General features: G+C 74.2%; 21 protein-coding genes. 16 read left to right on the top strand and 5 right to left on the bottom strand.

Annotated elements, in window-relative coordinates:
- Nucleotides 1-2: 2 nt before the first annotated feature.
- A complete protein-coding gene (locus TK50_RS02160) occupies nt 3-1,697 on the bottom strand; it encodes a GTPase (protein WP_043961128.1) in 1,695 nt (564 codons plus the stop codon).
- Complete coding sequence (locus tag TK50_RS02165) at nt 1,694-3,541, bottom strand: GTPase domain-containing protein (RefSeq protein WP_043961129.1); 1,848 nt, start codon at nt 3,539-3,541, stop codon at nt 1,694-1,696. Before TK50_RS02165 ends, TK50_RS02160 begins: the two co-directional genes overlap by 4 nt.
- 212 nt (nt 3,542-3,753) lie before the next feature.
- Here TK50_RS02165 and dnaK point away from each other — a divergent pair, with 212 nt between their 5' ends.
- The 5 genes from dnaK to TK50_RS02190 all read left to right on the top strand — a co-directional run bounded on the left by dnaK (nt 3,754) and on the right by TK50_RS02190 (nt 8,545).
- Nucleotides 3,754-5,610, top strand: coding sequence for a molecular chaperone DnaK (dnaK, locus tag TK50_RS02170; protein WP_043961130.1), 1,857 nt, complete (start codon nt 3,754-3,756; stop codon nt 5,608-5,610).
- A 47-nt stretch (nt 5,611-5,657) separates the two neighbouring features.
- A complete protein-coding gene (grpE, locus tag TK50_RS02175) occupies nt 5,658-6,401 on the top strand; it encodes a nucleotide exchange factor GrpE (protein ID WP_043961131.1) in 744 nt (247 codons plus the stop codon).
- Between the two features lie 79 nt (nt 6,402-6,480).
- Complete coding sequence (dnaJ, locus tag TK50_RS02180) at nt 6,481-7,668, top strand: molecular chaperone DnaJ (protein WP_043961132.1); 1,188 nt, start codon at nt 6,481-6,483, stop codon at nt 7,666-7,668.
- Between the two features lie 32 nt (nt 7,669-7,700).
- A complete protein-coding gene (locus tag TK50_RS02185; RefSeq protein ID WP_043961133.1) occupies nt 7,701-8,135 on the top strand; it encodes a heat shock protein transcriptional repressor HspR in 435 nt (144 codons plus the stop codon).
- A gap of 137 nt (nt 8,136-8,272) precedes the next feature.
- Nucleotides 8,273-8,545: a hypothetical protein gene (locus tag TK50_RS02190; RefSeq protein WP_043961134.1), complete on the top strand. Its 273-nt coding sequence runs from the start codon at nt 8,273-8,275 to the stop codon at nt 8,543-8,545.
- A gap of 13 nt (nt 8,546-8,558) precedes the next feature.
- Here the strand turns inward: TK50_RS02190 and TK50_RS02195 are convergent, their stop codons facing one another.
- From TK50_RS02195 to TK50_RS02205, 3 genes are all read right to left on the bottom strand, one after another.
- Nucleotides 8,559-8,990 (bottom strand): hypothetical protein, encoded by a 432-nt coding sequence (locus tag TK50_RS02195; RefSeq protein WP_043961136.1) that lies wholly within the window; start codon nt 8,988-8,990, stop codon nt 8,559-8,561.
- A gap of 191 nt (nt 8,991-9,181) precedes the next feature.
- Nucleotides 9,182-10,390: a cation:proton antiporter gene (locus TK50_RS02200; protein WP_043961138.1), complete on the bottom strand. Its 1,209-nt coding sequence runs from the start codon at nt 10,388-10,390 to the stop codon at nt 9,182-9,184.
- A gap of 7 nt (nt 10,391-10,397) precedes the next feature.
- Nucleotides 10,398-10,898 carry a cation:proton antiporter regulatory subunit gene (locus TK50_RS02205; RefSeq protein WP_043961139.1) on the bottom strand — a complete coding sequence of 167 codons (501 nt, stop codon included), beginning with the start codon at nt 10,896-10,898 and terminating at the stop codon, nt 10,398-10,400.
- A 31-nt stretch (nt 10,899-10,929) separates the two neighbouring features.
- Between TK50_RS02205 and TK50_RS02210 the strand changes: the two genes are divergently transcribed.
- The 11 genes from TK50_RS02210 to TK50_RS02260 all read left to right on the top strand — a co-directional run bounded on the left by TK50_RS02210 (nt 10,930) and on the right by TK50_RS02260 (nt 21,797).
- Nucleotides 10,930-12,021, top strand: a complete 1,092-nt coding sequence (locus TK50_RS02210; RefSeq protein ID WP_144420132.1) for a hypothetical protein — start codon at nt 10,930-10,932, stop codon at nt 12,019-12,021.
- Between the two features lie 133 nt (nt 12,022-12,154).
- Nucleotides 12,155-14,746 carry an ATP-dependent chaperone ClpB gene (gene clpB, locus TK50_RS02215; protein ID WP_043961142.1) on the top strand — a complete coding sequence of 864 codons (2,592 nt, stop codon included), beginning with the start codon at nt 12,155-12,157 and terminating at the stop codon, nt 14,744-14,746.
- 83 nt (nt 14,747-14,829) lie between these two features.
- Nucleotides 14,830-15,201 carry a hypothetical protein gene (locus TK50_RS02220; protein ID WP_043961143.1) on the top strand — a complete coding sequence of 124 codons (372 nt, stop codon included), beginning with the start codon at nt 14,830-14,832 and terminating at the stop codon, nt 15,199-15,201.
- 88 nt (nt 15,202-15,289) lie between these two features.
- Nucleotides 15,290-15,922, top strand: a complete 633-nt coding sequence (locus tag TK50_RS02225; protein ID WP_043961144.1) for a DUF4178 domain-containing protein — start codon at nt 15,290-15,292, stop codon at nt 15,920-15,922.
- A 3-nt stretch (nt 15,923-15,925) separates the two neighbouring features.
- A complete protein-coding gene (locus TK50_RS02230; RefSeq protein WP_043961145.1) occupies nt 15,926-16,489 on the top strand; it encodes a DUF2617 family protein in 564 nt (187 codons plus the stop codon).
- The gene (locus TK50_RS02235; RefSeq protein ID WP_043961146.1) at nt 16,486-16,911 is read left to right on the top strand and encodes a DUF4247 domain-containing protein; all 426 of its coding nucleotides are present in this window, start codon (nt 16,486-16,488) and stop codon (nt 16,909-16,911) included. The genes TK50_RS02230 and TK50_RS02235 overlap by 4 nt, the downstream gene beginning before the upstream one ends.
- Nucleotides 16,912-16,945: 34 nt before the next feature.
- Complete coding sequence (locus TK50_RS02240) at nt 16,946-17,368, top strand: DUF350 domain-containing protein (RefSeq protein ID WP_043961148.1); 423 nt, start codon at nt 16,946-16,948, stop codon at nt 17,366-17,368.
- On the top strand, nt 17,368-18,144 hold the full coding sequence (locus tag TK50_RS02245) for a hypothetical protein (RefSeq protein WP_052503573.1): 777 nt from the start codon (nt 17,368-17,370) through the stop codon (nt 18,142-18,144). The genes TK50_RS02240 and TK50_RS02245 overlap by 1 nt, the downstream gene beginning before the upstream one ends.
- Nucleotides 18,141-19,736, top strand: a complete 1,596-nt coding sequence (locus TK50_RS02250) for a polyamine aminopropyltransferase (RefSeq protein WP_043961149.1) — start codon at nt 18,141-18,143, stop codon at nt 19,734-19,736. The genes TK50_RS02245 and TK50_RS02250 overlap by 4 nt, the downstream gene beginning before the upstream one ends.
- Nucleotides 19,737-19,776: 40 nt before the next feature.
- Complete coding sequence (locus tag TK50_RS02255; protein ID WP_043961150.1) at nt 19,777-20,760, top strand: hypothetical protein; 984 nt, start codon at nt 19,777-19,779, stop codon at nt 20,758-20,760.
- 119 nt (nt 20,761-20,879) lie between these two features.
- Entirely contained in the window at nt 20,880-21,797 is a 918-nt protein-coding gene (locus TK50_RS02260; RefSeq protein ID WP_043961152.1) for a hypothetical protein, read from the top strand.
- Nucleotides 21,798-21,855: the final 58 nt, after the last annotated feature.

Consider the following 21,855-nt stretch of genomic DNA (forward strand, 5'->3'; position numbering starts at 1 on the left):
CGTCAGCGGCGGGCGGCGTCCCGCAGCGCCTGCCATGCCTGCCCGTGGCGGGCCAGCACCGCCCGCACCGGCTCCACCACGTGCTCCTGCCCGACCGCGCCGACGGCGAGGGTGAGCCGCTTCTCGGCCCGGCCGCGCGCCCGGCGGGCAGCCCACCGCACCACCGGCCTGGTCGACGCGGCCACCAGCAGCCCGGCGAGCAGGCCGCCGAGCAGCAGCACGGTGGGCAGCGGTGCCTCGCCGACCCGCGGATAGTCCAGGGCGGGCAGGCCGAGCGCGCGCAGCGCGTAGCCGAGCGCGAGCCAGCCGAGGCCGGCCACGGCCGCGAGGGTGACCAGCCACTGCATCCCGCCGACGATCCGCCACCAGGCGGGCCGGCGGTCCAGCCCGAGGTCGGTCTGCGCCACCGCGCGGTCCAGGGCGTCCGGGAGGTCGCCGAGCCGGGACCGGGCGGCTGTGGTCACGGCGGTCGCCCACGGGTCGGGCAGGTCGGTGCCGGCGCGGTCGGCCACCGCCCGCACGGCCAGCCCCAGCGCCGAGCGCTGCGTTGCGCTCGGATCGGGTACGGAGGTCGCGGCGACCGGGCTCTCCGCCGGGTCGACGGCGTCGCCGCCGGTGGGCGGGCCGGGCAGGTGCAGTCGGCGTAGCGGGTCGGGACGCAGCCGCCGCCAGCCGCGCACCAGCGGCCAGCCGGTGCTCGCGGCGGCCCGGTGCCGGTAGGCCCCCTCGACCGCCTCCGCCACCGCCGGCACTCCGGCCGCGCCGGCCAGCGCCCGGGTCAGCCCCGAGGAGGGCCCGGTGTCCGGCACGTCGGTCGGGGGTTCGGTGGCGACCAGTTCCTCCAGCCCGGCGACGACCGTGTCGACGTCGCCGGCGAGGCGGCGCAGGGCGGCCTGCCGCTCGGCGACGGTGCGCTCCAGCGTCGCCCGCAGCTCGGTGATCCCGTTCGGGTCGACGGCGGTGGTGGCCAGCAGCGGCACCCCGCCCAGCTCGTCGGCGTCGAGGAGCCGGCGCAGGTCGGCCAGGACGCGGGGCAGCTCGGCCGGGGGGAGCCGGTCGGCCTGGTTGAGCACGACCAGCGTCACGTCCCGGTGCCGGTGGAACTCGCGCAGGTAGCTGGTGTGGACCACCCGGTCGGCGTACTTCTGCGGGTCGACGACCCAGATCACCAGGTCGACCAGGCCGAGCAGCCGGTCGACCTCCAGCCGGTGCGACCGCTGCACCGAGTCGAAGTCGGGCAGGTCGAGCAGGACGAGCCCGTGCAGGGCCGACTCGTCATCGCCGTCGAGCGCGCTCTCCCGGACGAACCGGTGCCGGGGCAGCACGCCGGTCCAGTCGAGCAGCCGGGTCGCGCCGTCGAGCGGGCCCCAGACGCAGGCGTGCGCCACGCCGGTGGTGGGGCGGCGCACCCCGACCGGGGACAACTCGAACCGGGCGAGCGCGTTGAACAGGCTCGACTTGCCGCTGCCGGTGGCACCGGCGAGGGCGACGACGGTGTGGTCGCGGGAGAGCGCGAGCCGCGTGCCGGCCCGTTCGACGAGGGTGTGCGCGGGCACGAGCTGGGTGTCCGGGAGCTGGCCGTCTGCCGCTTCGAGGAACCGCCGGACGGCCGCCAGGCGGGCGATCAGCGCGTCCGGGTCGACCCGCTGGTCGCCGCGCAGCGCCTCGCGCACCCGGCCGACGAGGTTCGGGGTCACCGCGCTCCGCCTTCCGGGGCCAGGGCCGGGGGCAGGGCCGCCGCGCCGGCCGCCACGAGGCCGCTGCGGTGCCGGGCCTGCTCGACCCGCTCGGCCGCCGTCCGCAGGGCTTCTCCGGCGTCCGCCGCCGGCCGGGCGGTCGCGGTGCGGGACAGGAACCGGGTGGCTTCGGCGTCGAGCAGCTCGCGGACCCGCGCGAGCAGGTCGCCCCGGGCCTTCGCGGCCAGCGTACGCACGGCCTGGTCGCCGAAGATCGCCTGGAGTACGGCCTGCCCGGCGACCGTGGTGCCGGCCCCCGTGGCGACCTCCAGCCCGGTCGGGATGAACGCGGTCGAGGCGAACACGGCGATCATCACGGCCAGCCCGGTGGCGTTGACCGCGTACGCGGCGGTGCGGGCGACGAACCGCCGGTCGGCGCCCTCGGACCGGACCAGCTCCAGCACCCCGCGCTGCCAGTCGCGGACCAGGCGTTCGGCGCGGTCGGGGAAGTCGGTGCCCGGGTGGGCGAGCGGCGGTTCGAGCAGGGCCGCCCCGGCGGGGTGTGCCCGCCACCCGGTGTAGGCGTTCTCGGCCGCCTCGGCGGCGACCCCGCGCAGCAGCGTGACGAGCTGCGACTCGATGGCGTCGCGCAGCTCGGTGGCGGGGGCGGGCCGGCCGGTCACCGCCGCCAGGAGCCGGTCCCGCAGCCGGCCGATCCGCGCCTCAAGGGTGCGGAAGAACTCGCCGGTGCCGACGAAATCCTGCCAGCGGGCGAGCACCTCGCCGCGCAGCAGCCGGCCGTCGCGCAGCCCCTGCTCCACGACGCGTTCGGCCCCCTGGTAGGCGGCGACGACCCGGTCGTCGAGGGCGTCGGCGGCGGCCCCCTGCTCGTCGGCGGCGTCGGCCAGGCCCGCGACGGCCGGGACCAGCGCGGCCAGCGCGCCGTCGAGGGTCTGCCGGACGACGGCGGCGCGCGCCCCGGCGTCGGCGGCGAGCCGGGAGAACCAGCTCCCCAACGGGTCGGTGACCTTGTCGGGCAGCAGGCCCTGGCCGTCGACCCAGGTCTCCGGGAGGACGAACAGGGGTGCCGCGCCGAGGCCCTGCTCGGCGAGCATCTCGGCCAGGTGGGCGGCGACCTCGTCGGTGGCCTCCGCCGGGACCCGGTCGAGCACCATGGCGATCACCACCCCCCGGGCCCGGGCGGTGTGCAGCAGCTCCCAGGGGACCGCGTCGGCGTAGCGGGCGGCGGTGGTGACGAAGAGCCAGAGGTCGGCGGCGGCGAGGAGCTGGCCGGCGAGCGCGCGGTTGGCGTCGACCACGGAGTCGATGTCGGGGGCGTCGAGGAAGGCCAGCCCGGCGGGGAGCGCCGGGGCGGTGACGAGCTGGAGGGTGCCCGGATCCTCGCTCGGCTCGTTGGTGCGGGTGAGGCCGGGCAGCAGCTCGCCCTGGCGGAACCAGCCGGAGTCGGCGGGGTTGCAGACGAGCACCGGCGAGCGGGTGGTCGGCCGGAGCACCCCGGCGGCGCTGACCCGGGCCTGGACGAGGCTGTTGACGAGCGTCGACTTGCCGGCCCCGGTGGAGCCGCCGACGACCACGAGCAGCGGCGCGTCGAGCCGGGCGAGCCGGGGCAGGAGATAGTCGTCGAGCTGCGCGGTGAGGCTCGCGCCGATCTGTCGGGCGGCCTCGGCCGAGGGCAGGGCGAGCGGAAACCGGGCCGCGCCGATCGCGGCCCGCAGGGCGGTGAGCGCGGCGGGCAGGCCGTCCCCGGAAGGGCCGGACGGGTCCTCCCCGGCATCCCCCGTGCCGGTACGGGCGGCGACGGCGGGCGAACCGGTTCCGATGGCGGGATCGCCGTGCGTCGTCACCGCTAAAGCGTGCCCGACCAACGCAAGGTAAGACAACCGGGCTCCCCCGAACGCGAGGTTGCGTCGGGTCGGCTCAACTCGACTTGACGATCGCCGTACGCGTGGCACTATTGAGTCAAGTTCACTCAACTTGTGGCGAGCGAGCGGCGGGACAACCCCCGCCACCTGCTCCGACGCGAGAAGCCTCCAACGTAAGAAGCGAGGAAGCGAAGATGGCACGTGCGGTCGGTATCGACCTCGGCACGACGAACTCCTGCGTCAGCGTTCTCGAGGGCGGTGAGCCCACCGTTATCGCGAACGCTGAGGGCTCGCGGACGACCCCGTCGATCGTCGCGTTCGCCCGCAACGGGGAGGTCCTCGTCGGCGAGGTCGCCAAGCGCCAGGCGGTGACGAACCCGGACCGGACCATCCGGTCGGTCAAGCGGGAGATCGGCACCAACTGGACCGTCGACATCGACGGCAAGAAGTACACCCCGCAGGAGATCTCGGCCCGGACGCTGATGAAGCTCAAGCGGGACGCCGAGGCGTACCTGGGCGAGCAGATCACCGACGCGGTGATCACCGTCCCGGCCTACTTCAACGACGGCCAGCGTCAGGCCACCAAGGAGGCCGGCGAGATCGCCGGCTTCAACGTGCTGCGGATCGTGAACGAGCCGACCGCGGCGGCCCTGGCGTACGGGCTGGACAAGGGCTCCAAGGAGCAGACCGTCCTGGTCTTCGACCTCGGCGGCGGCACCTTCGACGTGTCGCTGCTGGAGCTGGCCGAGGGCGTCGTCGAGGTCAAGTCGACCAGCGGCGACAACCAGCTCGGCGGCGACGACTGGGACCAGCGGATCATCGACCACCTGGTGAAGACCTTCCGGGGCGAGCACGGCATCGACCTGGCCCAGGACAAGATGGCCCTCCAGCGGCTGCGCGAGGCGGCCGAGAAGGCCAAGATCGAGCTGTCGGCGGCCACCACCACCAACATCAACCTGCCGTACATCACGGCCGGTTCCGCCGGCCCGCTGCACCTGGACGTGACGCTCAGCCGCGCCGAGTTCCAGCGGATGACGCAGGACCTGCTGGACCGCTGCAAGGGCCCGTTCGAGCAGGCCGTCAAGGACGCCGGGATCAAGGTCGCCGACGTCGACCACGTCATCCTCGTCGGCGGCTCCACCCGGATGCCGGCCGTCACCGACCTGGTCAAGCAGCTCACCGGCCGTGACCCGAACAAGGGCGTCAACCCCGACGAGGTCGTCGCCGTCGGCGCGGCCCTGCAGGCCGGCGTGCTCAAGGGCGAGGTCAAGGACGTCCTGCTGCTCGACGTGACCCCGCTGAGCCTGGGCATCGAGACCAAGGGCGGCATCTTCACCAAGCTCATCGAGCGCAACACCACCATCCCGACCAAGCGCTCCGAGGTCTTCACCACGGCCGACGACAACCAGCCGTCGGTGCTGATCCAGGTGTTCCAGGGCGAGCGGGAGATCGCGGCCTACAACAAGAAGCTCGGCACCTTCGAGCTGACCGGCCTCCCGCCCGCGCCGCGCGGCGTGCCGCAGATCGAGGTCACGTTCGACATCGACGCCAACGGCATCGTGAACGTGCACGCGAAGGACCTGGGCACCGGCAAGGAGCAGAAGATGACGATCACCGGCGGCTCCTCGCTGCCGAAGGAAGACATCGAGCGGATGCGCCGCGACGCCGAGGAGCACGCCGACGACGACAAGCGCCGCCGCGAGGAGGCGGAGACCCGCAACGTCGCCGAGGCGCTCCAGTGGCAGACCGAGAAGTTCCTCGCCGAGAGCGGCGACAAGCTGCCGGGCGAGAACCGGGAGCAGCTCAACGAGGCGCTCGGCGAGCTGCGCGGCGCGCTCGGCGGCCAGGACATCGACAAGATCAAGGCGGCCCACGAGAAGCTCGCGCAGGTCTCCCAGCAGGCCGGCTCGCTGCTCTACGCGTCCCAGCAGGCCGAGCAGGGCGAGCAGCCGGGGGCGGCCGGCCCGGGTGCCGGCGCGACCGGTGGCGCCAAGGCCGGCGGCGCCGACGACGTGGTCGACGCGGAGATCGTGGACGAGGACAAGAAGTGACGATCCGCCTCGGACACGTATCGACGGCCAAGGGATGAGGTAGCCGCATGACGGAGAAGCCACGAGCCGCCGACCCGGTGGAGTCCGGGTCGACGCCGGGTGGCTCCGCGACCGCCGGGCAGTCCGCCGGTGAGCAGCCGCGGGTCGTCATCCGTGACAATCGCAAGATCAGTAAGTCCGAGGTGCCCGCCGCGGCCGACGCCGGGGCGGACACCCCGGCGGAGGGCCTGGTCGAGGACGCCGAGATCGTGGTCGACGAGATCGAGGTCGAGGCCGCGTCGGTGGACGGGCCGCCCGTCGTCGACGCCCCGGCCCAGCCGGTCGAGGGCGGCGCGCCGCCCGCCGCGGCCCCGCTCGGCGCCGAGCTGGAGGCGCTGCGGGCCGAGCTGGACGAGCGGACCCGCGACCTGCAACGGGTGACGGCGGAGTACGCCAACTACCGCAAGCGGGTGGACCGGGACCGCAGCCTCGTCCAGGAGCAGGCGACCGGTTCGGTGCTCGCCGCACTGCTGCCGATCCTCGACGACCTGGACCGCGCCCGCGAGCACGGCGACCTGGTGGGCCCGTTCGGCACGGTCGCCGAGCAGCTCACCACCGCGCTGGGCAAGTTCGGCCTGTCGGCGTTCGGCGAGCAGGGCGACCCGTTCGATCCGACCCGGCACGAGGCGGTGGCCCATCAGACCTCCGCCGACGTGACCGAGCCGACCTGCGTGCAGGTCATGCGCCGGGGCTACCAGCTCGGCGAGCGGCTGCTGCGGCCGGCCATGGTCGCGGTCGCCGACCCGGAGTAGTGCCGACCCGTGTCGTCCCGCCCGCCCGCACCGGGCGGGCGGGACGTCCGGGGTACGTCCCGTGGAAGGGGGTGGACCGGTGAGTACCAAGGACTGGATCGAGAAGGACTACTACGCCACGCTGGGCGTGCAGAAGTCCGCCTCCTCGGACGAGATCAAGAAGTCGTACCGGAAACTGGCCCGGGAGTCGCACCCGGACCACAACCCGGGCGACTCCGGTGCCGAGGAGCGGTTCAAGGCCGTCTCCGAGGCGTACGCGGTGCTCGGCGACGAGGCCAAGCGCCGCGAGTACGACGAGATGCGCTCGCTGTTCGGCTCGGGTCAGTTCCGGCGCAACGCCCGGGGTCCGGGCGGCCCCGGCGGGCAGCCGTTCGACGTGTCCGACCTGTTCGGCGGCGCGGCGGGCGGCGGTGACCGACGCTTCGGCGGGGCCGGCTTCCAGGACCTGTTCAGCTCGATCTTCTCCGGCGGCGGCGGTGCCGGCGGCCCGGCCCGCGCGCGCGGCCCGGCGAAGGGCCGGGACATCGAGACCGAGGTGGCGCTCGACTTCGGCGACGCGGTACGCGGGGTCACCCTCCCGCTGACCCTGCGCGCGCCGGGGATCTGCGACACGTGTGCCGGCAGCGGGGCGAAGCCGGGCACCTCGCCGGTGACCTGCCAGGTCTGCCACGGTGCCGGGGTGACCAACCGCAACCAGGGGTCGTTCAGCTTCTCCGAGCCGTGCCGCAACTGCCAGGGCGTGGGGACGGTCGTCGAGGAGAAGTGCCCGGAGTGCCACGGCACCGGCGGGGTCACCAAGACCCGCACGCTGAACGTCCGCTTCCCCGCCGGGGTGGCCGACGGCCAGCGGATCCGGCTGAACGGGCGCGGCGAGCCGGGCGAGCGCGGCGGCCCGGCCGGCGACCTGTACGTACACGTGAAGGTGCGGCCGGACGAGTTGTTCGGGCGTACCGGGGACGACCTGACCCTGACCGTGCCGATCACCTTCCCGGAGGCCGTGCTCGGCACGGACCTGCGGGTGCCCACGCTCGACGGCACGGTGACCCTGCGGGTCCCGCCGGGCACGCCGAGCGGCCGGGTGCTGCGCGCCCGGGGCAAGGGCGTGGTACGCCGCGACGGAAAGGCCGGTGACCTCCTGGTCACCCTCGACGTGGTGGTTCCGGCCGGGGTGTCCGACGAGGCGCGGGCGGCGCTGGAGGCGTTCGCCGAGCAGACCCCGCCGGCCGCCCGGGAACATCTCGACGCCCGGGTGCGTCGGTTCAGTTGAGCCTGCTGGAGTGTGTGCGGAGGTGAGCGGCGATGGCGGGAGAGCACGTCGGCTCGGGTGACCCTGCCTACGAGGCCAAGGTGCTGATGATCTCGGTCGCGGCGCGGATGGCGGGGATGCACCCCCAGACCCTGCGCCAGTACGACCGGCTCGGCCTGGTGCAGGCCGGCCGGGCGGCCGGCGGCGGGCGCCGCTACAGCGTCCGGGACGTGGTGCTGCTGCGCGAGGTGCAGCGGCTCAGCCAGGACGAGGGGGTCAACCTCGCCGGGGTCAAGCGGATCATCGGCCTGGAACGCCTGCTGGAGCAGGCCCAGCAGCGGATCGCGCGGCTGGAGGCCGAGCTGGACGCCGCGTACCGGCGGGTGGCGGAGCTGGAGTCCCTCGCCCGGTTCCCGGGCAGCGACCTGGTGCCGACCAACCGCACCTCCACCGCCCTGGTGGTCTGGCGTCCCCGGCGCGACCGCTGACCCGCCGCTCACCCCGCCGGAGCATCGTCGGCCCGGTCCGCTTCCCGGAACCCCGGCGCGGGCCGGGCCGGCTCCACTAACCTGCGAATCAGGCCGGCCCGCACGATCCGGGCCCACCGCGCTGGCGAGGGGGAGCCATGTCGGAACAGGCCAAGAAGGTGGCGCAGCAGGCGGAGGAGCGGCTCGACCGGGTCGCCAGGTCCGCCCGGCAGCGGTTCGACAAGATCACCGAGGGTCGGTTCACGGACAAGGTCCGGGAGGGCCGGTTCGCCGACCGGGGCGACGGTGCCGACCGGGGCCGGGCCGATCAGGGCTCCGGGCAGGCCGACCGGCGCTCCGGGCAGGGTGCGCGGGACGCGCGCGGCGGGCAGGACACGCGCGGCGAGGGGCACGGCGGATCGGCCGCCTGAGGCGGCCGCGGCGTCAGCCGATGCGGCGGTTCTCGCGGACCAGGCCGCCCTCGCACCAGTCCCGGTAGTCGAACAGGTGGGGGCGTGCCAGCAGCACCCGGCTGTTGTGCGCCCACGTCCGCATCATCTCGTCGCCGGTCCGCTCCGACTGCTCGACCAGCTTGCGGAAGCGGCGCTTCGGGTGGGCACGGAAGTTCGTCCGGATGCCGTCGGCGGCGTAGATGTAGAGGCAGTGCAGCGCGAACCGGCGGGCCGGGCAGGCCGGGTCCATCGCCAACTCGAAGAGGGTCTGCACCAGGTGGTCCCCTGAGACCAGCAGGTCCCAGTCCGGCGGCATCGACGTCAACGGCACCGAGTCGGGGTGGTACGCCCACGCCCGCAACTCCGCCGGGGACGGGTCGACGGGGTTGGCGAAGCCGTGGAACGTCGAGTCCTGCACGCTCACCGGCCAACCTTCCGCTCGCGCCCGAGGGCGACCGGACGGCCTCCCACGGACCCTTGCTGCTGGGGCGAAACGGTAACCCGGTCCGCCGACCAGGGGGAAGGGGCTCCCAGCACAATTCGGCATCCGATGGACGCGGGGCGGGGCCGGCCGTACGGCCGACCCCGCCCCGGCGGGCGAAACTGAGTGCCGAATCAGTCGGTGGTGACCAGCGGCTCGGCGCGTTGGGCGACGGCCCGTTGGCGCAGCCACACCTTGAACCAGGCGAAGTCGGGCAGCCGTGCCAGCATCGGCCCGGTCACCACCGTGATCAGCACGTACGCGGTGGCCAACGCCGCCAGCTTCGGCTCGACGCTGCCGGCGGCCACGGCGAGCCCGGCGATGACGATGGAGAACTCGCCGCGCGGCACCAGGGCCAGCCCGGCCCGCCACCGGCCGGGTTCCTTGATCCCCACCCGTCGGGCGGCCAGGTATCCGGTCAGCGTCTTCGTCCCCATCGTGACCACGGCCAGCGCGAGCGCCGGCAGCAGCACGGGCGGGATGTCCCGGGGGTCGGTGACCAGGCCGAAGAAGACGAAGAACACCGCGGCGAACAGGTCCCGCAGCGGGGAGAGCATCTCGGTGGCGTGGTGCGCCACGGGGCCGGACAGCGCGATGCCGACGAGGAACGCGCCGACCGCCGCCGACACCTGGAGCTTCGCCGCGATGCCGGCGACCAGCAGGGTGAGCCCGAGCACGCCGAGCAGCAGCGCCTCCGGGTCCTTCGCCGACAGGGCGGAGGAGATCAGGTGGCCGTACCGGATTGCCACCACCAGCACCAGCACGACGGTGCCGACGGCGACGCCGAGCGCGATGCCGCCGCCGAGCAGGCCGGTGCCGGCCAGCACGGCGGTGAGCAGCGGCAGGTAGAGCGCCATCGCCAGGTCCTCGATGACCAGCACCGACAGGACCACCGGGGTCTCCCGGTTACCGAGCCGGCCCAGGTCGGCCAGCACCTTGGCGATCACGCCGGAGGAGGAGACCCAGGTGATGCCGGCCAGCACGATCGCGGCCACCCAGTCCCAGCCGAGCAGGAAGGCGAAGGCCGCGCCGGGCAGCGCGTTGAACACGCCGTCGATCAGGCCGGCGGGGGCCGCCGAGCGCAGGTTGCCGACCAGTTCGCCCGCCGAGTATTCCAGGCCGAGCATGACCAGCAGCAGGATCACGCCGATCTCCGCGCCGACGGCGAAGAACTCCTCGCTGGCGGTCAGCGGCAGCACGCCGCCGTGGCCGAAGACGAGCCCGGCGAGGAGGTAGAGGGGAATGGGGGAGAGGCCGATCCGCCGCCCGAGCCGCCCCAGCAGCCCGAGCAGGAACAGCAGCGCACCGACCTCGATGAGCAATATTGTGGTTTCCTCGTGCATCCGCGCCTCAGCCGTCCGGGTCGCTGTCGGCGAGGATGGCGGTCACGCCGTCGAGCCCCTTGCGGGTGCCGACCACGACCACCACGTCACCGGCGTCGAAGCGGAAGGCCGGGTCGGGCGAGACGATCACCTCGCCCTGGCGCAGCACCGCGACGATCGAGGCGCTGGTCCGGGTGCGGGCCTTCGTGTCGCCGAGCCGCCGGTGGACGTACTTGGAGCCGGCGGGGATGGCGATCTGCTCGGTGAGCAGCCCGGCCGCCTGCTCGCGCAGCCCGGAGAGTTGGCCGAGCATCAGCGACGCGCCGAGGATGTCCGCGAGCGCCTCCGCCTCGTCGTCTGTCAGCGGTATGTCGTGCTGGCAGGAATCGGGATCATCGGGGTCATAGAGGACAAGGTCGCGGCGGCCATTGCGGTGGGAAACCACACCGAGCCGGCGTCCGGATTCCGTCAACAGGTCGTGACGCATTCCGATCCCGGGTAGGGCAGTCTGTTCGACACGTACTCGCACGGCGTCAGGCTACCGGTTGGGGGGTAGGCCGATGACTCGTCGGTTCGGCCGCAGAATGGTCGCGCTGCTGCTCGCGCCCCTGCTGACCGGCTGCTCGATCGGCGACGTCCGTCGCCCGCCGCCGGACCGCACCGCGCCGTCGCCCCGACCGACCGCGATCGAGCCGACGCCGTCGCCCCCGGCCCCCGCCGTCGAGTTGCGCGACGTCCGGGTCCCGGTCGGCAAGGGGTACGACCACCCGTACGTCGAGTTCGTCACCGCCGAGCAGGCGTACGCCCTCTTCTCCAGCTGCCCTGCGGAGCGGGGCTGCCCCGCGGTGCTCTACGCCACGGTCGACGGCGGCCGGTCCTGGCGGCGGCTCACCCATCCCCGCCCGGTCGCCGAGAATCAGCAGCTCTACGTCGCCCCGGGCGTGCTGATGCTGCTCGCCGAGCCGCACGGCCGGTACACCTCCACCGACGGCGGGCGCACGTTCGCGCACACCACGGGCGAGCAGGAGCCCGTCGCCTGGCGGGCCGCCCAGGGCCGGTTCCAGATCGAGGAGGGCGCCGGCCGGGTGGTCCGCTGGGCGGGACTGCGCGCGACGCCGCTGCCCGCCCAGCCGCCCGTGCCGGTGCCGCACGGCGTCGTCGAGGCCCGCGGCCTGCTGGTGGTGGCCGGCGTCGACGGCGGGAAGCCGTACGCGGCGGTCTCGACGGACCGGGGGAGCACCTGGCAGCGGACCCCGGTGCCGGTGCCCGACGGCGAGGTCGGGGTGCTGCGGCCGATGGTCGGGCCGGACGGTGAGGCGCGGCTGGTCGGCTGGCCGCCGGACCGGAGCGGCTTCCCGGCGCTCTGGCGGTATCTGGGCCGGTGGGTGGCGGTGCCCGCCGCGGGGCATCCCGCGCGGGCGGATTCCGTGGTGCCGCTGACCACCGGCCGGTTCGCCGTCAACGGCCCGGACGGCGCGGGCGTGGTGGCCGACGGCCGGTACGAACGGCTCGACTGGCCGGTCGCCCCCAAGCACCACCTGACCCTGCTGGCCGACGGCACGCTGGTGGGCCGCGCCCCCGACGAGGTGCTGCTGGCCACCGGGCCGGTCGGCAACCGCCGCTGGGTGCGCGTGGTGCTGGCCCCGGCCTGACCGGCCGCGCCGCCCCAGCGCCCGCCGCCCGGCCGGAGTCGTGAGTGACGCAGGTCACAGTCGCAAGGTTGAGCGGAATAGGCTCAACTCTGGTTGTGTCCTTCCTAGTGGACACGCCGATCCGGGGGAGCCCATGAACACGGAACGTCTCACCACCAAGAGCCGCGAGACCATCACCGGTGCCGTCGCGCTGGCGAACCAGCGCGGTCACGCCACCGTGGAGCCCTGGCACCTGCTGCTGTCGCTGCTGGACACCGAGGGGTCGACCGCCGCCGGCCTGCTGCGCGCCGCCGGGGCCGACCCCGCCGAGCTGCGCCGGGCCGCCCAGCGCGCCGTCGCCGCCCTGCCGGCCGCCCGGGGCTCCAGCATCGCCGAGCCCACGCTGGCCCGCGAGTTCGTCAACGCCATCGGCGCCGCCGAGCAGATCGCCCGGCCGCTCGGCGACGAGTACACCTCGACCGAGCACCTGCTCGCCGGCCTGGCCCGGGTGGGCGGCGCGGTCGCCACTGCGCTGCGCAACGCCGGCGCGACCGAGGAGAGCCTGGTCGCCGCGTTCCCGACCGTCCGGGGCGGGGACCGCCGGGTCACCACCGCCGACCCGGAGCAGACCTACCAGGCCCTGGCCAAGTACGGCGTCGACCTGACCGCCAGCGCCCGCGACGGCAAGATCGACCCCGTGATCGGCCGGGACTCCGAGATCCGCCGGGTCATCCAGGTGCTGTCCCGGCGTACCAAGAACAACCCGGTGCTGATCGGCGAGCCCGGCGTCGGCAAGACCGCGATCGTCGAGGGCCTCGCCCAGCGGATCGTGGCCGGCGACGTGCCCGAGTCGCTGCGCGACAAGAAGCTGGTCTCGCTCGACCTCGGCGCGATGGTGGCCGGCGCGCAATACCGGGGCCAGTTCGAGGAGCGCCTCAAGTCCGTGCTGGAGGAGATCAAGAACTCCAACGGCCAGGTCATCACCTTCCTCGACGAGCTGCACACCGTCGTCGGCGCGGGCAAGGGCGAGGGCTCGATGGACGCCGGCAACATGCTCAAGCCGATGCTCGCGCGCGGCGAGCTGCGGATGGTCGGCGCGACCACCCTCGACGAATACCGCGAGCACATCGAGAAGGACCCGGCCCTGGAGCGCCGCTTCCAGCCGGTGCTGGTCGGCGAGCCGACCATCGAGGACACCATCGGCATCCTGCGCGGGCTCAAGGAGCGCTACGAGGTGCACCACGGCGTACGCATCACCGACGCCGCGCTGGTCGCCGCCGCCGCCCTCTCCGACCGCTACATCACCGACCGGTTCCTGCCGGACAAGGCGATCGACCTGGTCGACGAGTCCGCGTCCCGGCTACGCATGGAGATCGACTCCCGGCCGGTCGAGGTCGACGAGATCGAGCGGGCCGTGCGCCGGCTGGAGATCGAGGAGATGGCGCTGGCCAAGGAGCCCGACGCCGCCTCCGCCGAGCGCCTCGACCGGCTGCGCAAGGAGCTGGCCGACAAGCGCGAGCAGCTCACCGCCCTCTCCGAGCGCTGGCAGACGGAGAAGAGCCACATCACCAAGCTCTCCACCGCCAAGGAGGAGCTGGAGCGGCTCGGCGGCGAGGCCGAGCGGGCCGAGCGCGACGGCGAGCTGGAGCGGGCCGCCGAGCTGCGCTACGGGCGCATCCCCGCCCTCAAGGCCGACCTGGCCAAGGCCGAGGAGGAGCTGGCCCGGCTCCAGGCCGACGGCGCGATGCTCAAGGAGGAGGTCGGCGCGGACGACATCGCCGCCGTGGTCGCCTCCTGGACGGGCATCCCCGCCGGCCGGCTCCTCGAAGGCGAGACCGCCAAGCTGCTGCGGATGGAGGAGTCGCTGGGCGCGCGCGTGGTCGGCCAGGCCGAGGCCGTCTCGGCCGTCTCCGACGCGGTGCGCCGCGCCCGGGCCGGCGTCGCCGACCCGGACCGCCCCACCGGCAGCTTCCTCTTCCTCGGTCCGACCGGCGTCGGCAAGACCGAGCTGGCCAAGGCGCTCGCCGAGTTCCTCTTCGACGACGAGCGGGCCATGGTCCGCATCGACATGAGCGAGTACGGCGAGAAGCACTCCGTCGCCCGGCTCGTCGGTGCCCCGCCCGGCTACGTCGGCTACGAGGAGGGCGGCCAGCTCACCGAGGCGGTGCGCCGCCGGCCGTACTCGGTGATCCTGCTCGACGAGGTCGAGAAGGCCCACCCGGACGTCTTCGACGTGCTGCTCCAGGTGCTCGACGACGGCCGGCTCACCGACGGCCAGGGCCGCACGGTGGACTTCCGCAACGCGATCCTGATCCTCACCTCCAACCTCGGGTCGTCGGTGATCAGCGACCTGACGCTGGCCGAGGAGCAGCGCCGGGAGGGCGTCCTCGCGGTGGTCCGGTCGCACTTCAAGCCGGAGTTCCTCAACCGGCTCGACGACATCGTGGTCTTCGCCGCGCTGCTGGGCGACGACCTGCGGGCCATCGTCGACATCCAGCTCGACCGGATGCGGAAGCGACTCGCCGACCGCCGGCTGACGCTGGACGTCAGCGAGGCCGCCCGGGGGTGGCTCGCCGAGCACGGGTACGACCCGATCTACGGTGCCCGCCCGCTGCGCCGGCTGGTGCAGTCGGCCATCGGCGACCAGCTCGCCCGGGCGCTGCTCTCCGGCGCGATCCGCGACGGCGACACGGTCCAGGTCGACCTGGCCGACGGCAAGGACGGGCTGACGGTCGCCGCGGCCTGACCCGCCGGCCCGGATGCCGATAGGGGCCCCCTGTGCAACGCTTTGCGTCGACAGGGGGCCCTTCCATACTCAAGGGGGTTGGGATGGTCGAGCGGCTCGACGCGGCCGTGCGGGAGCTGGCGGGCACCGACACCCTCGCCTTCGGCGGGGTCGGCTTCGCCGGCACGGTGCTGCCGGAGACCGAGGCGTACTTCGAGGTCGAGCGGCAGCTCGACGCGCACCCGGAGCGGGCCCGGCGGAAGGTCGACTGGCTGCTGGCGCACGGCTCGCCGGCCGGCCGGGCGTACGCGGCGACCCTGCTGGGGCGGGTCGACCCGGCCGCCGCCCGTGCCGCCTGGGAGGCGCTGCGCGGCTCCGAGGCCGAGTTCGTCACCTTCGCCGGCTGCATCATGGGCCGGACCAAGCTGGGCGAGTACGCGAACACGCAGCTCAACCGGCCTGAGGGCGGTTCGTAACTGAGTCATTACTCAACTCCGCTCGGGTTTCGCCACGTGCGCGGGGTTGTTACCGTCTCCGCCGACGCGACTGGGGGAGGCGATCGGGTTGAACGGTTCGGTGGCGTATCTGGTGACGGCGGCGGGCTGCCTCATCGCGGTGGCCGGTGTCGTCGTCGCCGTGGTGGCGATGCAACGTTCCCGTAGGCGCACGGGCGGGCGGCCCGGCCCGGTGGACCCGTTCCGGGACCGCGACGCCGACGCGCTGCGGGGCGACCCGCGCCGGCTGAGCCCCGGCGACATCGTCGAGATCCGCGGCACGTCGTACGGGGTGCGCGGCTCCGTGCTGCTCAGGGAGGGCAGCTGGACCTGGTCGGAGCACCTGCTCGACGACGCGGCCGGCGGCCAGCTCTGGCTCTCCGTCGAGGAGGACCCCGACGTGATCATGGTGCTCTGGACGACCGATCCGGCGCTCACCATCACCCCGGGCGCGCCGAGCATCGACCTCGACGGCCACCGGTACGTCAGCAAGGAGGCCGGGCACGCGCGGTTCACCGCCACCGGCAGCACGGGCCTCGACCCGTCCGGTGCGATGCGCTACCACGACTACCGGGGCCCGGGGAAGCTGCGGCTCTCCTTCGAGGCGTACGGCAACGCCGCCTGGGAGGTGGCCCGGGGCGACGAGCTGCACCGCTCCGACGTGATGATCTACCCGCAGTCCGGGCCGGGGAAGGTGAGCTGACCCGTGCTGGTCACCCTCGACGCCCCGTACGTCGACACCAGCGCCGCCGACCTCAGCCTCGCCCTCGGCGACGGCGAACGCCCCGCGCTGCACGTGCTCGACCTCGACCTGCCCGGCGGGATCCGGCTGCGGCTGCGGCTGCTCGGCGCGTCCCACCAGGTGGTGCTGCGCGCGGCCGGCACCGAGCTGACCGAGACCGTCGCCTGCCTGCCCGGCCGCCCGCCCGAACTGCCCGCCACCCGGCTGGACGAAGCGAACGGCTACCGGTTCACCGCCACCGTGCTGCGCCCGGCCGGTGCCGAGCTGAGCACCCGGGTCGCCGCGCTCCGCGCCGAGCTGGCCGGCGACCCGTACGCGCTGGTCGGGGTGTTCCCCGGCGACGCCGACGCGGTGACCGCCCTCGCCGTGCGCACCGACCCGCCGGACGGTGCGGTCGGCTGGCGCACCTGGCACGCGTACCCCCAGACCAACGAGCTGGTCCTGACCGAGACGGTGGTGGCCCTTGTGAGCGCGAGGAGTGAGCCGGGTCTGCGAGCCCCGCAGTCGCGAACGGAGGTGGCGCTGTGACGTACCGACGCTGGTTCGTGGTGGGAGCGGCGGTCGCCGTGGTCGGCGCGCTGCTCGCTGCCTTCGCGATCTTCTACGGCAACTTCTCCCCGCGCGGGTACGTGCAGGACCGGTACAACCGGGCGGCCAGCCGCGACATCGGCGGGCAGGCCGTGGCGTACACCTCGACGAAGACGCCCAGCCAGGTCGCCAAGGAGGTCACCGACGCCTGGCAGCCGGCCGACCAGTACGTCGACGGCAGCGGCGTCTACCTGCGCTACGACGACGACTCGGTGGTGATCCTGCCGATCGCCGCCGGCTCGGTGATCCTGCTCGAACGCCTCACCACCGCCTACCCCCGTTACCACTCGACCGTCGGGTCGCATTGGGGCTGGGGACGCGGCAGCACCGTCCGGGGCGGCGGCCCCGGCGCCGGCAAGTAGCCCGACGAACGCCCCTCACCCTGGAGTGTCCCCCTTGCAGAACCTCGTCACCGATCTGCTGGTCACCCTCGCCTACGGCGTGGTCGGCGTCGTCCTGATGGGCATCGGCTACGGGCTGGTCGACGTGGCCACCCCCGGCAAGCTGCACGAGCTGATCTGGACCGAGCGCAACCGCAACGCCGCCCTGCTGCTGTCGTCCAACCTGCTCGGCGTCGGCACCATCGTGGTCGCCGCGATCGTCGCCAGCGAGGACGACTTCGTGCTCGGCCTCGTCGGCGCGGCGGCGTACGGGATCGTCGGCCTGGTCATCATGGCCGCCGCGTTCCTGCTGCTCGACGCCGTGACCCCGGGGCGGCTCGGTGAGCTGCTGGTCGACCCGGAGCCGCACCCCGCCGTGTGGGTGTCCGCCGTCGTGCACCTCGCCACCGGCGCGATCATCGCCGCCGCGATCAGCTGATGGCCGCCGGCAAGCACCCGGGCGGCGGGCGGCCCGGCCAGCCGGCGGCGAAGAAGTCGTCGACCGCCAGCGGCTGGGTCATCGCGCTGGTGACCGTCGTCCTCGTCGGCGGTTGCATCGGCATCGGCGTGGTCAACGGCGACTCCGGCGGCACCACCGTGCCCGCTCCGGCGGCCGACGAGCGGGCCGACACCGTGCCGATCCTCGCCCAGGCCGCCGCCAGCCAGGGCATCTGCTACGGCTGGCGGCTGGAGAGCTGGTACGGCTCCACCCCGGTCAGCGTCGGCTCCAACCTCGGCGACGGCGTCCCCGTGGTCGACGACCCGGCCTGCCCGCGCTGGGTCGAGGTGACCGCCGACGTCCGCTACACGTCGGAGAGCAGCGAGAGCAGCGACTCGGCGGCTATCAACGTGACCGGCTCGCCCGACATCGACCGCGCCGACCTGTACGCCGTCGAGACCGGCCTCGCCCGCTTCGGCCTCGTGGAGGACGTGTTCGTCGACGACCCCGGCTGGGCGGTCTGCCGGGCCGCCGTGGCGCTGCCGCTGCTGCTCGCCGAGACCGGCGTGGTGCCGCCCGCCGCCGCACCCAGCGCGCAGCCCGGCGCGACCGCCGCCCCGCTGCCCGACGCCGGCAGCGACTTCTGGCGGGACCGCTGGGGCTGGCTGCTCGCCACCGGCGGGCTGCTGCTGGTCACCGCGCTGCTGTTCACCGTCGGGTTCGTGCAGCGCAGCCGGCAGCGCGCGACCGCCGGGCGTACCCCGGGGAAGGCGTGACCACCGAGGCGCCGGCGGCGGTCGACGACGAGGCCCCCGCCGCCCGGCCGCGCTGGCGGCTGGCCCGCTCGGCGGTGCTGGTCGCGGTCTTCGTCTGCGCCGCCTGCGGCCTGGTCTACGAGCTGGCCCTGGTCGCGCTCGGCAGCTACCTGATCGGCGACGCCGTCGGTCAGGCGTCGATCGTGCTCGGCGTGATGGTCTTCGCGATGGGCGTCGGCGCGCTCGCCGCGAAGCCGTTGCAGTCCCGGGCCGCCGCCGCGTTCGCCGTGGTCGAGCTGGTCCTCGCCCTGCTCGGCGGGCTGTCGGTGCTCGGCCTCTACGCCGCGTTCGCCTGGCTCGACCTGTACGGCCCGGCGCTGGTCGGCACCGCGTTCGTGCTCGGGCTGCTCATCGGCGCGGAGATCCCGCTGCTGATGGTCATGCTGCAACGCATCCGCGAGCAGTCCGCCGGCAGCGCAGTGGCCGACCTGTTCGCCGCCGACTACGTCGGCGCGCTGCTCGGCGGGCTGGCCTTCCCGTTCCTGCTGATCCCGGTCTTCGGGCAGCTCAAGGGCGCGCTGGTGGTCGGCGCGGTGAACGCGGTGGCCGGCGTGGCGCTGGTCTGCACCGTGTTCCGGGCGGAGCTGAGCCGCCGGGCGCGCGTCGCCGTCGGCACCGGCTCCGTCGTGGTCGCGCTCTGCCTGGGGTACGCCTGGGTCACCGCCGCCGACTTCGAGGTGACCGCCCGCCAACAGCTCTACCGCGACCCGGTGGTGCACGCCGAGCGCAGCCGCTACCAGGAGATCGTGCTGACCCGCTCGGTGCGGGAGGTCGGCCACGCCGACACCGACCTGCGGCTGTTCCTCAACGGTGACCTCCAGTTCAGCTCGATCGACGAGTACCGCTACCACGAGGCGCTCGTGCACCCCGCGCTGAACGGCCCGCGCGGCGAGGTGTTGGTGCTCGGTGCCGGCGACGGGCTCGCGGTGCGGGAGATCCTGCGCTACCCCGACGTGCGGCGGGTGACCGTCGTCGACCTCGACCCTGCCGTGGTGGCGCTGGCCCGCAGCGAGCCGCAGCTGCGCGAGCTGAACGGCGACGCGTTCGCCGACCCCCGGGTGCGGGTGGTCAACGTCGACGCGTTCGGCTGGCTGCGGGAGGCCACCGAACGGTTCGACGTGGTCGTCGCCGACCTGCCCGACCCCGACGAGACGGCCACCGCCAAGCTCTACACCGTCGAGTTCTACGCGCTGGTCCGGGCGGTGCTCGCCGACGGCGGGCGGCTCGTCGTGCAGTCCGGCTCGCCGTACTTCGCGCCCCGGTCGTACTGGTCGATCGAGGCGTCGGTGCGCGAGGCCGGCTTCGCCACCGTGCCGTACCACGTCGACGTGCCCAGCTTCGGCGACTGGGGGTTCGTGCTCGCCGCCCCGGGTGCCGCCCCGCCCGCGCTGGCGCTTCCCGCCGACGCCCCCCGGCTGCGCTTCCTCACCGCCGGCACGCTGGCGTCGGCCGCGAACTTCCCCGCTGACCGGGGCCGGCTCGACGTGCCCGCCTCCACGCTGCTGCGGCCCAGGGTGCTGGAGTACGCCCGCGTCGAGTGGCGCGGCTACTAGCGTCGGGACCATGGTGCGCGGACCGTCGCGTCGTCACTGGATGCCGCCCCGGGCGCTGGCCGCGGCGGCGTACCTCCAGGCGTTCGTGCTGTCCGGGGTGGCCGCCGTGCTGCTGACCCGGGTGCTGCTGCGGGCCACCGGCTATCCCCAGCTCGGCGGCGGCGGCCTGCACATCGCGCACGTGCTCTGGGGCGGCCTGCTGCTGGCCGCCGGCCTCGGCGTGGCACTGGTCTTCCTCGGCGGCGCGGCCAGGATGACCGGCGCGATCCTCGGCGGGATCGGGTTCGGCCTGTTCATCGACGAGGTGGGCAAGTTCGTCACGGCCCGCACCGACTACTTCTACGCCCCCGCCGCCGGCATCATCTACGCCGTCTTCGCGGTGCTGGTGGTCATCACGCAGGCGGTCCGGGAGCGGACCCGGCTGATCCCCGAGGAGCGGACCGCGAACGCCCTGGACGCCGTCGCCGGCGGCCTGATCGACGGGCTCACCGACCGGCGTCGGGCGCAGGTGCTGCGGCTGGCCCGGGGCTCCGGCGCGGAGACCGAGGCCGCCGTGGCCGCGCTGCTCGACGCGGTGCCCCGCCGGGAACCGCCGCCGCCCCGGTTCTGGCAGCCGTGGCTGGCCCGCGTCCGCCGGGTCGCTGTCGGGCTGACCGACCAGCGGTGGGTGGTCCGCTTCGTGGTGCTCTACCTGGTGGTGGAGCCGGCGCTGACCGTGGTCGGGGTGGCGGTCGACGGCGTCACCGGGGCGCTGGACGAGGAGCGGGAGTGGGGCGCGGTGCTCGGCGTCTCGGCGTCCGCGCTGGCCACGGCGGTGCTCAGCATCGCGGCGGCCGTCCGGCTGCGGCGGGACCGGATCGGCGCGTTCCGGCTGTTCAAGCTGGCGATCCTGGTCGACCTGCTGTTCGGGCAGATCTTCAACTTCACCGTCAACCAGTTCGGGGCGGTCGCCGCGCTGGCCTTCGACCTGTTCCTGCTCGCCGTGGTGACGGCCGAGCACCGCCGGCTGTCCCGGGCCGGCTGACGCCCGCCGCGCCGAGTCGGGTGGCCCGTCTTGCCCCGGGACGGCCCGGGGCGGCTCGCCGACGGGCGGCACGGGACTCCGGACGATACCGTGACGTCGTGATCTAGAAGGGAGAAGTCATGGTCGATACCCACAGCACGCCGTCGCGGGCCCGTCCGGGCATCGTGACGATCTCCAGTTACCTGCTCATGTTCTTCGCTCTGCTCCAGCTGCTCAACCTCGTCACGACGATCGCCGTGGCCGGCAAGCTCCGGCAGGGCTTCGAGGACGCGTTCGCGGGCACCGCGAGCGGGGCCGAGGGGCTGGGCACCTTCGTCGTCGGCTTCGCCATCGGCAGCGCCGTGCTGATGCTGGTCCTCGCCCTGGTCCTCGTCGTACTGGCGATCTTCAACAACCGGGGCAGCAACGGCAGCCGCATCACCACCTGGGTGCTCGGCGGCATCCTGCTCTGCTGCGTCGGCGGCAGCATGATCAACGGCGCGGCCGGCTCGATGGGCGGGCCGTCGGCCGGCGGGGACGCGCCGAGCGCCGAGGAGATCGAGCGCAGCCTGACCGCGGCGCTGCCCTCCTGGTACACCCCGGTCAGCCTGCTGCTCGGGGTCGCGGGCCTGCTCGCCGTGCTGGCCGCGCTGATCCTGCTGGCCCTGCCGAAGGCGAACGAGTTCTTCCGCAAGCCGAAGCAGGGCTGGGAGCCGCCGGTCCCGGGTGCCGCCTACCCGGCGTACCCGCAGCAGCCCGGCTACCCGCAGACCCCGGGTTACCCGGCCGCCCCCGGCTACCAGCCCGGCCACCCGACGTACCCGCACGGGACCCACAGCTCGTCCACCCCGGACCAGTCGCCCTACCCGGACCAGCCGGGGCCGTCCCCGTCCGATCGGCCGGACCCGTCCGGGCCCGGGCAGGGCAGCGACCCCGGGCCGTCGCCCTCCAGCGGCTCGTCGGACTCGGGCTGGTCGTCCGGCGGTTCGTCGGACTCCGGCTCCTCGTCCGGCGGTTCGTCGGACTCGGGCTCGTCGTCCTCCTCGTCGTCGGACTGAGCATCGATGCCGCCCCGCCCGCGACCAGCCGGGCGGGGCGCGCCGGATAACGGCGACA

Origin of the sequence: Micromonospora haikouensis, from assembly GCF_000876225.1 — a bacterium.
GTDB lineage: Bacteria > Actinomycetota > Actinomycetes > Mycobacteriales > Micromonosporaceae > Micromonospora > Micromonospora haikouensis.